Source organism: Variovorax sp. KBW07 (genome assembly GCF_003852515.1).
Taxonomy (GTDB): Bacteria; Pseudomonadota; Gammaproteobacteria; order Burkholderiales; family Burkholderiaceae_C; genus Variovorax.
On record NZ_QAJK01000102.1, the window covers coordinates 1 to 13,297 of the forward strand.

The window sequence follows — 13,297 nt, forward strand, 5'->3', positions numbered from 1 at the left end:
TGGTGTACCGCTGATCAACGACCACTCTGATGACGCTCACGCGGATGGTGTGCTCTGCGCAGCGAAATAAAGGAGGAGCGAAGCGGGGGACATTCGCGGAGCAGAGCACACCGTCGGCGTGAGCGTCGCCCTGAACAGGAGCCGTCAACAAGCGAACAGCAAGACCCCTAGTACCAGACCCAATCGCGATTGCTGCGAGGCAAGCTACACAAGGTGTCGCACACGGCCCGGAGACCGACAACCGCGGCATAGACAACAAGAAAGAGGGCAATGACCACCATGGTGCTTCTCCTATTTATCGCACGACTGTGCGAAATTCCGACAAACAAAAACGCAAGAAATCCACTCGCTTCCGAGTGACTCAGGCGAGGTAACTGGAAAGAAGCCGTTGCCACGTCTGCGTGGCGCGGTCGGCGGCTTGCGGGTCGCGCAGGAACCGCGCGTCGTGCAGCTGGGTCATCATCACGCCGTTCATTTCGCTCACCAGTTGCGCGGGGTCGGTGTCCGCCTTCAGCTCGCCCGTTTCCACCGCCAACATTACCGTGCGGCGCAACGCCGCGCGCCAGCGCGTGATCTCGTCGAACAGCACGTCGCGCAACTCGCCTTCGCGGTCGTCGAACTCGAAGGCACCCGCCATGTAGAGGCATCCGGTGTGCATCTCGACATCGCGCGTGCGGGCGATCCAGCGCGCCACGATGTCGTTCAGGCGGGGCAGGCCCTTGGGCTTTTGCATCGCCGGCACGAACACGTCGGCCAGGAAGCCGCGGCCGTATTCCTCGATCACCGCCTTCTGCAACGCCTCGCGCGAACCCACGCGCGAAAACACCCCGCTCTTGGACAGCCCGAGCCGGCTCGCGACCGCCTGCAGCGTGATCGCTTCCAGGCCCTCGGCCAGCGCAAGGTTCATCGCCGCACCGACGATGGCGGTGCGGGTGAGTTCGCTTTTTTGGGTCTTTGCGTCCATGCGGCGAACTTTAGCACGGACGTGCGAAATTGCAAGCACCCCGCCAGCGGTTGGCTCCAAAGATGTTTTGCTCATGTGAAACCAACAAACGCATCGTTCCCCGAATAAGCAGTTGTGCAGAGAATCTCCGGTCGGCCCCATCCGGGGCCCCGACCCTTCCGCGGCAGATGAACTTCCAACAACTGCGCTCGGTACGCGAGGCCGTTCGTTGCGGCTTCAACCTGACCGAAGTCGCCCACACCCTTCACACCTCCCAGCCCGGCGTGAGCCGGCAGATCCGCGAACTCGAGGAAGAACTCGGCATCGAGCTCTTCGTGCGCGCCGGCAAGCGGCTTACCGGCCTCACCGAGCCGGGCGGGCACGTGCTGCCGATCATCGAGCGCATGCTCATGGAGAGCAGCAACCTGCGGCACGCGGGGCAGGAGTTCGTCGCGCAGCAGAGCGGCCTGCTCTCGGTGGCGGCCACGCACTCGCAGGCGCGCTATGCCATGCCGGTGGCGGTGCAGGAATTCCGCACGCAGTTTCCGAACGTGAAACTGCACCTGCACCAGGGCTCGCCCAAGCAGATCGCGCAGATGCTGCTCGACGGCGAGGCCGACGTGGGCATTGCCACCGAGGCGCTGGGCGACTACCCGCAGCTGGTCGCCCTGCCCTGCTACCGCTGGACGCATTCGGTGATCGTGCCGCCGGGGCATCCGCTGCTCGATGCGCCGCTCACGCTGGACGCGCTCACGCGCTATCCGCTCATTACCTACGACACAGGCTTCACGGGCCGTTCGCGCATCGACGAGGCGTTCGAGCAGCGCGGGCTGCAGCCCAACATCGTGCTGGCCGCAATGGACGCCGACGTGATCAAGACCTACGTGCAGTTGGGCCTGGGCGTTGGCATCGTGGCCGGCGTGGCCTATGAAGCGGAGCGCGACACGCAACTGCGCGCGCTCGACGCGGGGCGCCTGTTCGGCATCAACCTCACCAAGCTCGCGGTGCGGCGCGGCACCTACCTGCGCAAGTACGTGTATGCCTTCATCGAGTCGTTCGCGCCCACGCTCACGCGTGCGGTTGTGGAGAAGGCCCTGGGCGATGAGGCAAGGGCATCGCACTACGAAATCTAGGGGCTGTCCACCGGATGTTGCGCGGCGTGTACTACGGACGGCGGCGAGGTCAAAAAGAAGAATGCATGTTCACACAAGGGGCGTACATTCGGGTTAATTCCTTGGCTTCCTGGAAACGGATCAGCAATGGCATCGACCCCGCAGCAGACGCAACAGCAAACCAGGGCCGCCCTCAAGGCGGCCGATGCAGCGGAGCGGCGCGAACGCTTGAGACGCGCCTTGCCCGCCACGGTGGAGCTTCTGCAAAGCCGCCAGGCCGACCGCATCGACGACAACGACATCGACGCGTATGTGAGTCTTAACTGGCTCGAATGGCACGGTGGCGGCCTGCGCCTGACCATCACGGGGCGCAATGTCTGCGCCCAGTCCGTGCCCACCGCACTGGTCTAGAGACCGCTTCTTCCCCCAAAAAAGAAAACCGCCACAGAGGCCTGTGGCGGTTTCGGTTTGCCTGGTGCTGCTGCCGTCCTCGTCCATTCGCGAATCCGCGACGAAGGGCTCCAGCAGCCGGACTTCGCGTGCTTACTGGCCCGCGATGATCTGCGCGATCAGGCCGGTGGCAATGGCTGCGAGCACATAGTCGCCGCCCACGCCAACCCATTGGTAGCCACGGGGCGGCGGCTGCAGGCGATAGGCACGGTAGTCGTTCACCACGTAGTTGCGGCCACGGTACTCGGGCGGCACGCGGCCACCACGGCGCCATTCGGCATGCGGCTGCGGGAAGCCACGGCGATCGAACTGGCGGCCGTCGCGGAAGTCCTGGTTGCCGCGGTAGTAGCCGCCATGCGAGCCACGGTGATCGAAGTTGCGATCGCCAGGGCCTCTCTGGTCGCGCTGCTCGTAGCGGCCGTCACCCGGGCGGCCATCGCCTGGGCGTCCGTCGAAGCGGCGGTCTTGCGCGAAGGCGCTTCCCGCGGCCATGCACATCGCGAGCGCCGCTGCAGCGACGGCCATGCTCTTTGAATTGATGAACATCTGGAACTCCTTCATGCGTTGTTGACGAGTCCATTGTGTTCCGCGCATGTGTCCCGATCGACCACTTCAGGTCGCCGTCAGGTGAAATCAGGTAAGCGCTGGTATCCACGCGGCGCGTTGTCCTTCAAATCGGGGCATAGCGGTTGACCACCACGCCGCATTCGTAGCCGGTGGATTCGAGAAGGCGCAGCTTGTGGCCGTTGCGCGTGTCGTGAAACACCGACCGGCCGCAGCCCACGGCCGTGGGATTGACGAAGAACTGGAACTCGTCGACCAGCCCCGCCGCCACCAGCGACGATGCGAAGCCCACGCCGCCGATGCACAGGATGTTCTTATCGCCCTGCTGCTGCTTGAGCGAATTCACTTCGTCGGCCATGTTGCCGCTCGCAATGACGGTGCGCTCCCAGCGCGATGCCTTCAGCTTGTCGGTGAGCACCACTTTCCGCGCATCGACCACCCGTTGTGCAAAGGCGTAGTGCGGGTTCGCGGGATGGTTTTTTGCGGCGCGTCCCCAGTGGTCGAGGTAGCCCTCTTCCACGATCTTGCGGCTCAGCAAAATGGTGTCGACGCCCTCGAAGACCGCGTTGAAGGCGCCCTTCAATTCGTCGTCCCATGCCCAGCGATCGCCCCAGCCCCACACCTGCCAGTCGAGGTTTCCGTTGGCGGGCGAGACGCAACCATCGACGGACATCTGCATCTGGAGTATGAGTTTTCGCATGGGTTCTCTCCTTCGGTCGTTGGCCGAGACTGATCTTGAAATGCAAGCAGTTTAAGTATGGTGAAACCAGTGCGAAAATGCAATCAGTTTTTCCAAGGCGCAAAAAACCCATGGCCACCCAACAGAAATCGCTCTGCCCGATCAACCTCGCGCTCGAAGTCCTCGGCGACCGCTGGAGCCTGCTGATCGTTCGCGACATGATGTTTGCGGGCAAGCGGCATTTCCGCGAGTTCCTGCAGTCCGAGGAAGGCATCTCGTCGAACATCCTGACCGAGCGACTGAACACGCTGGTCGAACATGGCGTGCTCACGAAGACCGACGACCCGAGCCACAAGCAGAAGGCCATCTACAGCCTCACGCCGCGTGGCATCGACCTGCTGCCGTTGGTCACCCAGCTCGGTATCTGGGGCCGCAAGCACAGGCCGGCAACGAAGGAAAGCAGCGCACCCGCCGCAGCACTCGAAAAAGGCGGACTGCCGCTGCAGAAGAAGATGCAGGCCGAGCTGCGCAAGGCGCATCTCGCGGCAGGCCGCCCGGCCTGACCGGCCTCAGTACAAGCCTCAATACAAGCCGGCCGCCAGCGCGAAGATCGCAAGGCCATGCGCCAACGTGGCGCCCAGCAGCCCCGCGCGCCGGTACACGAAGCCCGCCACCAGCCCTTCGATCAGCGTGAAGACCAGCACCGGCAGGCCCACCCGCGTGACGATCAACGCCAGCCACGCGTGGCACAGGCTGAACAGCACGGCCGCCACCACCAGCGCTCGCGTCGCCGGCATGTGCCGCGCCAGGCGCTGCTGCAGCATGCCGCGGAACAGCAGTTCTTCGTAGGCATTGCCCAGCAGCGCGAACACCAGGATCGGTGCGTACATGGCGGGGCTCGGCGCCGGCAGCGACGGCAAGCCCATCGCTGCTTTCAATGCGGCGGCAATGGCGCTGATGACCACCGCCCCCAGCACGCCCCAGAGCACCGATCGCACCACCCGCCCCTTGCGCCACCACGCCATGCCTTCGCGCGCCCCGCGCTCCAGCCAGGCCACGCCCACCACCAGCGCGGCCGACATGCCTGCCAGTGCCAGCAGCACCGGCGCCGATTCGCCCAGCCGCATCGATCCCGCATTCAGCTGCCAGAACCCGGCGGGGCTCATCGCGTCGCGCGCCACCACGAAGAACACGATGTGCACGGCCAGCCGCGCGCCGACAAGTGCGCGTGGAATGAGCAGCAGCAGGACCAGCGCGAGCAGGCCCGCTGGCAGAATCGAAACGAGATAGCCGAACAGTGAAGAAGAAACCATCGAAGAGGTACGTATGCCAGCAGACCCAACCGTTGCCGCGGCCGCCGTCATCTACGCCAAGGACGTGGCCCGCGTGGGCGCGTTCTACGCGAAGGTCGCGGGGCTGACGCTCTCGCAGCCGGAGCCCGGCTACGCAAGCCTGGAATCGCCGGCGCTGCAGCTCTTCATTGTCGCGATGAATCCGGCCATCGCCGCCAGGGTGCGCATCGCGCAGCCGCCGGTGCCGCGCGAAGACACCGCGCTCAAGTTCATCTTTCCGGTGGCCAGCATCGCGGATGCGCGGCCACTGGCGGCCGAAGCCGGCGGCGTGCTGAAGCCGGTCGCGGCCGAATGGGAATTCAACGGCCATCGCCATTGCGACGGGCACGACCCCGAGGGCAATGTGTTCCAGCTGCGCGAGCGCGTGGCCTGAACGCGATCGTTCGCCTCCCGGGCCTTATCCACCCACCGTGCTGTTGGCCTGCCGAGCGCGCGCGCCGCTGCCGGGCTTGCCGGCACGCTCCAGCGGCGGCAGGTCGAGCTCGATCAACGCGCCGTGGGTGCGCGCCAGGTCGAACACACCGGTCGACTGCGGCCGGTCGGTGTGCAGCACCAGCGCATACGGGCCTTCGCCCCGCGCGGCGATGCGCTGCGCGAGCGCGTCGCGGCCCTCTTCCGCCGCCGAGGCGTTCTCGCGCGGCGATGACAGCACGAGCACGCTGCGCCCCAGCGCAATGACGGCCACGCGCACGTTGCTGCCGGGCACCGCCACCGGCTCGCCGATGTGGGTGTCGGCGTCGTCGGGCACGATGCCGAGCAAGGCGCGGTAGCGCACCAGCGTGGCGTCGAGGTCGCGCACCGCGATGGCGAGGCTGGCCACGCCGAGCGCGCCGTTGGCATGCACGCGCGCCTCGCCTTCGGGCACGCGCAAGGCGCGCGGCGTGAGGTCGCCACACAGGAAGGGCAAGTCGGCAGATGCAGGGCGTGCCGTCTGCCAGCGCAGGCGCTCGCCGTCGGGCCGCACGCGGCCACCGTCGAGCGGGCCTTCGAGCACAAGGCCGCGCGCCTTGGCATCGGCCACGGTAATGGCCGTGTCGCGCGGCAGCAGCGCAAAGTCGACGATGCCTTCGCCGTGCCGCTGCAGCAGCTGCCACCAGCGTTCGGCGGGCGACGGCTGGCGCCACGCGATCAGCTCGAAGTAGCTGCCGTCGCCGAACACCACCAGCGCGTTGTGCGTGGCGCGGCCCGGATGGTCGCCGCCGCGCAGCACGTGAAAGCCGAGCGCGCCATAGTCGGCAATGGTGCGTTCGAGGTCGTGCACCGCGATCACGATGTGGTCGAGTGTCAATGGCATGGCGTTCGTTCTCCCGGTGTGTGTGCGGTCGGTGGTTCTTCGTCTTCAGGAGGCGGTGCGGGCAGCGCCCTCGCCGCCCAGGTAGGCATCGCGGATGCGCGCATCGGCCAGCAGCTCGCGCGCCGGTCCCGACAGCACGATGCGCCCGGTCTGCAGCACGTAGCCGTGGTGCGCGATCTGCAGCGCCAGGCTGGCGTTCTGCTCGACCATGAAGACCGAGACGCCCTGGCTGTTGATCCGCGCGATGAGCTCCAGCACCTTGTCGACATACAACGGCGACAGGCCCATGGTCGGCTCGTCCATGCAGATGAGCTGCGGACGGCCCATGAGTGCGCGCGCCATGGCCACCATCTGCTGCTCGCCGCCCGACAGCGTGCCGGCCTGGAACTCGATGCGCTCGGCCACGCGCGGGAACAGCGCGAGCATGCGCTCGAGGTCTTCGGCGACGGACTTGCGGTCGCTGCGCGCATAGGCGCCCATGAGCAGGTTCTCGCGCACGGTCATGGCGGGGAACAGGCGGCGCGCCTCGGGCACCGAGCCGATGCCCTTGCGGATGATCTGCGGCGTGCTCAGGCCCAGCGTCGATGCGCCGTTGAAATTGACTTCGCCCGAGCCTGGCTTGAGCAGGCCGAGCACGATCTTCATGGTGGTCGACTTGCCGCTGGCGTTGCCGCCGAGCAGGCTGACGATCTGGCCCTTGCGCACTTCGATGTCGAGGTCGAAGTGGGCCTGCACGGGACCGTAGAAGCTGTTGACCTTCTTGAGTTGGAGCAGGGGCTGCCTGGCGCCGCTGGAAGCGGGCGCGGTCGTGCGTTCAGGCAGGCCCTCAGCCCAACCCTCTCCCCGCAAGGGAGAGGGAGCAAGACCGGAGCGGGCGACTGTGGCGATCATGCGGGCACCGCCTCTGCCTGGGTCTGGGTCTGTACTTGCGTTTGCCCCACGTGGCGATGGCCCAGGTACGCCTCGATCACGGCCGGGTCGTTGCGCACTTCATCGGGCAGGCCTTCGGCGATCTTGCGGCCGTCGTCGAGCACGGCCACGCGGTCCGACAGCTGCATCACCAGGTCGAGCTTGTGCTCGATCAGCAAAATGGTTTGGCCGCGCAGCTTGAGGCTGCGAATGATCTCCAGCATCTCGGCCGTCTCGCTTTCGTTCATGCCGGCCGTGGGCTCGTCGAGCAGCAGCAGGCGCGGCTTGAGCGCGAGCGCGCGGGCAATTTCGACACGCCGGCGGTTTGCGTACGAGAGGCTGTATGCCGGATGGTCGGTTCGCGGCGTGAGCCGTTCGCCGAAGAGCGCGATGATTTCGCGCGCCTCGTCGCGCAGCTTCTGCTCTTCGCGCCGCACGGCCGAAGGCTGAATCAGCGCGAGCGCCAGCTCGGCCAGTGCGCCCAGCCCCGGCACGCCGCCGACGCGTGGTTTCACGGCGCGCAGCCGCGTGTGCGCGCCGACCAGCACGTTGTCGAGCACCGACAGGTTCGCGAACACGCGGCCATGCTGGAAGGTGCGTGCCAGGCCGCGCTGCGCGAGCTGCTGCGCCGGCAGGCCGGTGATGTCCTGCCCTTCGAAAAGCACCTGCCCCGCATCGGGCCGGTCGAGGCCGGTCACGAGGTTGAACAGCGTGGTCTTGCCCGCGCCGTTGGGGCCAATGACGCTGAGCAGTTCGCCTTCGCCCACATGCAGGTCGACCGCGTTCACGGCGGTCAGCCCGCCGAAGCGGCGCGTGAGTCCGCGGATCTCAAGCAGCGATGGCATCGCCCGCTTTCTGCGGCGCGTTGGCCGGCTCCGCTTTCGCCTTCGAGTTGACGAGCTTCACCTCGGCGCGAATGGTCTGCGGATTGCGCAGCAGGTTCAGGATGGGGCAGTTGCGCTCGACCGCTTCGAACAGCGCGTCGATGTCTTCGCGGCTCGCGGGCGAATCGATGTGCACGGTGTAGCCGATCTGGTGCGGCCAGATCGGCGTGTGCTCGTGGCCCGGCTTGCCGCCGCGCGGATCGATGATGCCGGTCACTTCGACCTCGAGGCTTTCGAGCGGCACCTGGCGCTCCGCCGCCTGGATCAGGAAGATGTGCGTGACGCAGGTGCCGAGCACGCCCAGCTGCAGCTCGGGTGAACTCGGGCCGAGGTTGTAGCCCGCGAAATCGGGCGGGCTGTCGCTGATGACCTGGTGGTCGCGAATGCGCAGGCGGCGCACGCCGCTGCGGCCTTCGGCCTTCACGCTGGCCTTCAGTTGCAGGGGCTGCGCGGTGCCGGCCTCGACGGCGGCATTGCGTGCCAGCACGGCGGCGCGTTTCTCGGCGAGGTAGTCGTTCAGGTGGCTCATGGTGTGTGTGGTTCTTTCTTCAGACAGTGCCCAGCAGGCCTTGCGGGCGGAAGCGGATGAGGAGCAGCAGCGCGACGCCGTAGATCAGCATGCGGTACTCGGCCGTCACGCGGAACAGCTCTGGCAGGCTCACGAGCGCCACCGCGCCGAGCAATGCGCCGCTGATGTTGCCGAGGCCGCCGAGGATCACCATCGTCAGCGCGAGGATCGATATCTGCGAGCCGAAGGTCTCGTGGTTGATGTACGAGTACATGTGCGCGGTGAAGGCGCCGCTCACGCCCGCAGCGAAGCCGCCGAAGCCGAAGGCCAGCGCCTTGTAGCGGTCGGGGCTCACGCCGTAGGCGCGTGCGGCCACTTCGTCTTCGCGCACCGCGCGGAAGGTGCGGCCCAGGTGCGAGCGCAGCAGGCGCCACTGCAGCAGGGCCAGCAGCACCATCGCGCCGAACGAGGCCCAGTAGATGGCTTCGTTCGACGACGCATCGCGCCCGAACAGCGACAGCGGCGGAATGCCCGACACGCCGATGGGCCCGTGCGTAAGGCTCTCCCAGTTGAGGATGGTCAGCGCCACGATCTCGCCGATGCCGAGCGTGGCAATCGATACGTAGTGGCCGCGCAAGCGGAATGCCGGGAAGATCAGCGCGGTGCCGATCAGCGACGTGAGAATGCCCGCGAGCACGATGCCCGTGCCCACCGGCAGGTGCAGGTCGAGCACCAGCAGCGACGACGCATACGCGCCGATGGCCAGCAGCCCCGCGTGGCCCAGCGAGATCTGCCCGATGGTGCCGGCCACCAGCGTGAGGCTCAGCGCCAGCGCGCCGTAGAGCCATGCGTTGGTGAGCGTCTGCAGCAGGTACGGCGATGGGTCGAAGAGCGGCAATATCACCGCCGCGGCAAACACCGCGGCAAGCAGGCGGCGCGGTATGTGCCACGGCTTGCTCGGCGCAATGAAGGTGCCGGTCAGCGGCTCGGGCGGCAGCGCGCGCTTGCGGCCGAACAGGCCGTTGGGCTTCCACACCAGGATGACCAGCAGCAGCGCGAAGGCGAACAGGTTGCGGTACGGCGTGCCGAGAATGGCCACGCCGTAGCTTTCGATCAGCCCCAGCAGCAGGCTGCCGACGATGGCGCCCGGCACGCTGCCCACGCCGCCAACCACGGTGGCCACCACGCCCTTGAGCGTGGCCTGGAAGCTCATCGCCGGGCTGATGTTGTTGTAGTACATGCCCACCAGCAGGCCCGAGAGGCCGCCCAGCGCGGCCGCGATGGCAAACACCGTCTGGTTCACGCGATCGACGTCGACGCCCATCTGCTGCGCCGCATCGCGGTCTTGCGCGGTGGCACGCACCGCCCAGCCGAGCTTGGTGAAACGCAGGAAGACGAACAGCACCGTCGCGCTGGCGATGCCGATGCCCGCGATGAGCAGGTCGAGCGCACCGATGGTGCCGGTGCCGATCTTGAGGCGCCAGTCGGGCAGCTGCGTGGGCAGCGAGCGCGGGTCGGGGCTGAAGACCAGCTGCACGAGGATGTCGAGCACGAAGCTGATGCCGATGGTGGCCAGCAGCGGCGCAATGCGCGCAGCCCCTTGCAATGGCCGCAGCCCCACGCGTTCGATCAGCATGCCGAGCGCGCCCGTGCCCAGCACCACGAGCGCGATGGTCACGGGCAGCGGCGTGTGCAGGTAGGTGATGCTGGCCCAGCCGATGTACGCGCCGACGGTGTAGACCGAGCCGTGCGCAAAGTTGATGAGGTGCGAGACACCGAAGATCAGCGCGAGCCCGACCGCGAGCAACGCGTAGATGTTGCCGATGATCAGGCCGTTGACTGTGTAGTCGAAGAAGGAGGTGAAGCTCATGGCGTCCCCGCCTTGCTCCCTCTCCCGCTTGCGGGAGAGGGTTGGGGTGAGGGTGCGGCGGCCGTTGCGAGGAACTGCTGTCTATCGAAGGCCCCTGCCCTCACCCTAGCCCTCTCCCGCACGCGGGAGAGGGGACAACGCGACAGCGCCATCATTTCGACAAGGCCACGGCCGCCTTCTCCTCCAGCTGCGCCCAATTCCCATCCTTCACCACCAGGTTCACGCTCTTCACGCCCACCACGCGGCGCGTCTGCGCATCGAAGCTCGCCTTGCCGAAGATCACGCTGGGCACGTCCTTGATCTTGTAGAACGCATCGCGCACCGCCTTGCGGTCGGCCTTCGGGCCGGCCTGGCGCAGTGCCGCGGCGGCGTACACCACCGCGTCGTACGCGTAGGCGTTGAACGCATCCGGCTCTTTGCTGTACTTCGCGCGGAAGCTCTTCACGAAGTCCTGTACCTCGGCGCGCGGCTCCTCGGGATAGAAGGCGGTGTTGGTGTAGATGCCGTTCACCGCCGCGCCGCCGAGCTCGATGAACTTCGGCGAATACACCGAGCCCACCGCCGCGATCGGCTGCTTGAGCCCCACGCTGCGCACCTGCCCCGCGATGAGTGCGCCATCGGGGTAGTAGGAGATGAGCACCAGCCCATCGGGGTTGGCGTCGCGCACGCGCACCAGCGTCGAGCGGAAGTCTTTCTCGTCGGGCTGGTAGCCCTCGGCAATGGCCAGCTGCGCACCGCGCTCCTGCGCGGCCTTCACCAGCACGTCCTTGCTGGTGCGGCCCCAGTCGGTGTTCAGGTACAGCACCGCGATGCGCTTGAAGCCCAGCGTCTTCACCGCGAGCTCAGCCAGCAGCGGCTGTGCGTCGGCCTGGCTGATCGACGGGCTCCAGATGAAGTCGCCGCCCTTGGTGAAGTCGGGGTGCGAGTTGGTGAAGCCCAGCTGCACCAGCCCCGCGCGCTGGTAGATGGGCGAAGCCGCCATCGAGGCCGGGCTGGAGAAGTCGCCGAGTTCGATGAGCACGCGCTTGTCGTTCACCAGCTTCTGCGCAATGGCCACCGACTGTCGCGGATCGCTCTGGCTGTCTTCGAAGTTGTAGGCCAGCGGCCGGCCATGGATGCCGCCCTGCGCATTGATGTGCTCGAGCGCCAGGTCGAAGCCGGCCTTCCATTGCGCGCCGTACTGCGCGTTCTGCCCGGTGAGCGGCCCACTCACGCCGAACCAGACGGGCTCGCCCGTGGCGGGCGCGGCCCAGGCCACGATGGGCGCCGCCAGCAGGGCGGCGGAAAGTGCGGCCACATGGCGCAGGAAACGATGGCGATTGAACAGCGACATGGTGTCGGACCCCGGTAATGAATGAGCGTGCAGGGCCGCGATTCTTCGCGCCCGGGCCTTGCGCGGGAACGAACAAAAACGGGGAGGCTTATGCGCTTTCCGAGCAAAGGGGCAAGCGTCCGCGAGCCCGCCGGCTGCGCGGCTGCGTTTAAGCTGCGCGCCACATGAAGCGACGACACCTCCTCCACCTGCTGGCGGGCGCGCCTGCCCTGGCCCTTCTGCCGGCCTGCGGCAAGCGCAAGCCCTCCGCCACGGCACTGAAACCCGATGCCCGTGTGCTGGCGCTGGGCGACAGCCTGACCTTCGGCTACGGAGCGTCGCCCGATGCGGCGTGGCCCGTGAAACTGAGTGAGCTGACGGGCTGGCAGGTCGAGAACGCGGGCATCAACGGCGATACCTCGGCCGGTGCGCTGGAGCGGTTGCCGGCGCTGTTGAGTGCCGGCAGCTACGACGCGATCCTGATCGGCATCGGCGGCAACGACATGCTGCGCGGCGTATCGCCCGCGGCCACGCGCGACAACATCGCGGCGCTGGTGAACCAGGCCCGCGCGCACACGCCCCACGTCGCGCTGCTGGCCACGCCCGCCCCCGACGCGATGCGGGCAGTCGTCGGTTCGCTCAGCGATGCCCCGTTCTATGAAGAGGTCGCGAAGTCAAGCCAGGCACTGCTGGTTGCCAACGTGTATTCGAGCGTGCTGTCGGACGCGTCGCTGCGCTCCGACCGCATCCATGCCAATGCACGAGGCTATGAAAAGGTGGCGCAGCTTCTGGCGGACCAGCTCAAGGCCGCGGGCTGGCGTTGATCAGGCGCCGTCGGTCGACGCGTTGTTCTTCAGCAAGTCGACGTAGGCGCCCTGCACCAGCTGGTCGGTGCCGATGCCGAGCTGTGCCATGAGTGCATGTGCTTCGGCCACGCCGGCTTCGGCGGTCTCGCCTTCTTTCAGCACGACCTCGAGTTCAAGGAATTCGCCCAGTCCTTCGACGCGGTCCAGGTGCACGCGCGTGCGGCCGACGATGAACAGCCGGCGCTGCTTGCGCACGCGGCCGACCTGCCCCCACGCGAGCGTGAGCGATTCGCGCAACGCGTCGGGCTTGTCGGTGGGCGCGATGAGATAGAACGACTCTTTGGGGCCGCTGCTGTTGGCACGGCGATAGAAGATCAGCTCGGCGCGATCGGGTGCGAAGGTGCGCAGCTTGAGGCGGTCGGCGTTGTCGTTGCAGCGGAAGAAGGTGTCGTCTTGCGCGATCTCCGTGGGGCCTTGGTCGGCGAGCTTCGCGGCCAACTGTGCCACGCGTTCCACGCTGTCGATGCGGGCCTTGATCTCTATGTTTCTTGCCATCTCTTTGGTTCGCGCTGAGTTGCGTTCGTTTCTTGTTCGGGAGCGGGTTCATTCAGGGC

Annotated in this window: 16 protein-coding genes; 5 read left to right on the forward strand and 11 right to left on the reverse strand. The window is 66.9% G+C overall.

Features of this window, described 5'->3' with window-relative positions; genetic code table 11:
- Window positions 1–361: 361 nt before the first annotated feature.
- Window positions 362–964 carry a TetR/AcrR family transcriptional regulator gene (locus DBV14_RS20565; RefSeq protein WP_124461535.1) on the reverse strand — a complete coding sequence of 201 codons (603 nt, stop codon included), beginning with the start codon at window positions 962–964 and terminating at the stop codon, window positions 362–364.
- A gap of 167 nt (window positions 965–1,131) precedes the next feature.
- Between DBV14_RS20565 and DBV14_RS20570 the strand changes: the two genes are divergently transcribed.
- The gene (locus tag DBV14_RS20570) at window positions 1,132–2,076 is read left to right on the forward strand and encodes a CysB family HTH-type transcriptional regulator (RefSeq protein ID WP_124461537.1); all 945 of its coding nucleotides are present in this window, start codon (window positions 1,132–1,134) and stop codon (window positions 2,074–2,076) included.
- A 126-nt stretch (window positions 2,077–2,202) separates the two neighbouring features.
- Window positions 2,203–2,466, forward strand: coding sequence for a hypothetical protein (locus DBV14_RS20575; protein ID WP_124461539.1), 264 nt, complete (start codon window positions 2,203–2,205; stop codon window positions 2,464–2,466).
- A 132-nt stretch (window positions 2,467–2,598) separates the two neighbouring features.
- Here DBV14_RS20575 and DBV14_RS20580 read toward each other — a convergent pair whose 3' ends face one another.
- Window positions 2,599–3,051, reverse strand: coding sequence for an RcnB family protein (locus tag DBV14_RS20580; protein WP_124461541.1), 453 nt, complete (start codon window positions 3,049–3,051; stop codon window positions 2,599–2,601).
- 124 nt (window positions 3,052–3,175) lie between these two features.
- Window positions 3,176–3,769 (reverse strand): dihydrofolate reductase family protein, encoded by a 594-nt coding sequence (locus tag DBV14_RS20585; protein WP_124461543.1) that lies wholly within the window; start codon window positions 3,767–3,769, stop codon window positions 3,176–3,178.
- A gap of 110 nt (window positions 3,770–3,879) precedes the next feature.
- Between DBV14_RS20585 and DBV14_RS20590 the strand changes: the two genes are divergently transcribed.
- The gene (locus DBV14_RS20590; protein WP_124461545.1) at window positions 3,880–4,311 is read left to right on the forward strand and encodes a helix-turn-helix domain-containing protein; all 432 of its coding nucleotides are present in this window, start codon (window positions 3,880–3,882) and stop codon (window positions 4,309–4,311) included.
- Window positions 4,312–4,329: 18 nt separating this feature from the next.
- Here the strand turns inward: DBV14_RS20590 and DBV14_RS33985 are convergent, their stop codons facing one another.
- Entirely contained in the window at window positions 4,330–5,061 is a 732-nt protein-coding gene (locus DBV14_RS33985; protein ID WP_124461547.1) for a CPBP family intramembrane glutamic endopeptidase, read from the reverse strand.
- Between the two features lie 13 nt (window positions 5,062–5,074).
- Here DBV14_RS33985 and DBV14_RS20600 point away from each other — a divergent pair, with 13 nt between their 5' ends.
- A complete protein-coding gene (locus tag DBV14_RS20600) occupies window positions 5,075–5,473 on the forward strand; it encodes a VOC family protein (RefSeq protein ID WP_124461549.1) in 399 nt (132 codons plus the stop codon).
- A 24-nt stretch (window positions 5,474–5,497) separates the two neighbouring features.
- Here the strand turns inward: DBV14_RS20600 and DBV14_RS20605 are convergent, their stop codons facing one another.
- The 6 genes from DBV14_RS20605 to DBV14_RS20630 form a co-directional block, all read right to left on the reverse strand.
- Entirely contained in the window at window positions 5,498–6,394 is an 897-nt protein-coding gene (locus DBV14_RS20605) for a VOC family protein (RefSeq protein WP_124461551.1), read from the reverse strand.
- 45 nt (window positions 6,395–6,439) lie between these two features.
- Complete coding sequence (locus DBV14_RS20610; protein WP_260397146.1) at window positions 6,440–7,285, reverse strand: ABC transporter ATP-binding protein; 846 nt, start codon at window positions 7,283–7,285, stop codon at window positions 6,440–6,442.
- On the reverse strand, window positions 7,282–8,148 hold the full coding sequence (locus tag DBV14_RS20615; protein WP_124461553.1) for an ABC transporter ATP-binding protein: 867 nt from the start codon (window positions 8,146–8,148) through the stop codon (window positions 7,282–7,284). Before DBV14_RS20615 ends, DBV14_RS20610 begins: the two co-directional genes overlap by 4 nt.
- On the reverse strand, window positions 8,132–8,716 hold the full coding sequence (locus DBV14_RS20620) for an OsmC family protein (protein WP_124461555.1): 585 nt from the start codon (window positions 8,714–8,716) through the stop codon (window positions 8,132–8,134). The genes DBV14_RS20615 and DBV14_RS20620 overlap by 17 nt, the downstream gene beginning before the upstream one ends.
- Window positions 8,717–8,735: 19 nt before the next feature.
- The gene (locus tag DBV14_RS20625; protein ID WP_124461557.1) at window positions 8,736–10,565 is read right to left on the reverse strand and encodes an ABC transporter permease; all 1,830 of its coding nucleotides are present in this window, start codon (window positions 10,563–10,565) and stop codon (window positions 8,736–8,738) included.
- Window positions 10,566–10,716: 151 nt separating this feature from the next.
- Window positions 10,717–11,898, reverse strand: a complete 1,182-nt coding sequence (locus DBV14_RS20630; RefSeq protein ID WP_124461559.1) for an ABC transporter substrate-binding protein — start codon at window positions 11,896–11,898, stop codon at window positions 10,717–10,719.
- Between the two features lie 164 nt (window positions 11,899–12,062).
- Between DBV14_RS20630 and DBV14_RS20635 the strand changes: the two genes are divergently transcribed.
- Window positions 12,063–12,701, forward strand: a complete 639-nt coding sequence (locus DBV14_RS20635) for a GDSL-type esterase/lipase family protein (protein ID WP_124461560.1) — start codon at window positions 12,063–12,065, stop codon at window positions 12,699–12,701.
- Here the strand turns inward: DBV14_RS20635 and DBV14_RS20640 are convergent, their stop codons facing one another.
- Window positions 12,702–13,238, reverse strand: a complete 537-nt coding sequence (locus tag DBV14_RS20640) for a class IV adenylate cyclase (protein ID WP_124461562.1) — start codon at window positions 13,236–13,238, stop codon at window positions 12,702–12,704.
- Window positions 13,239–13,297 lie beyond the last annotated feature (59 nt).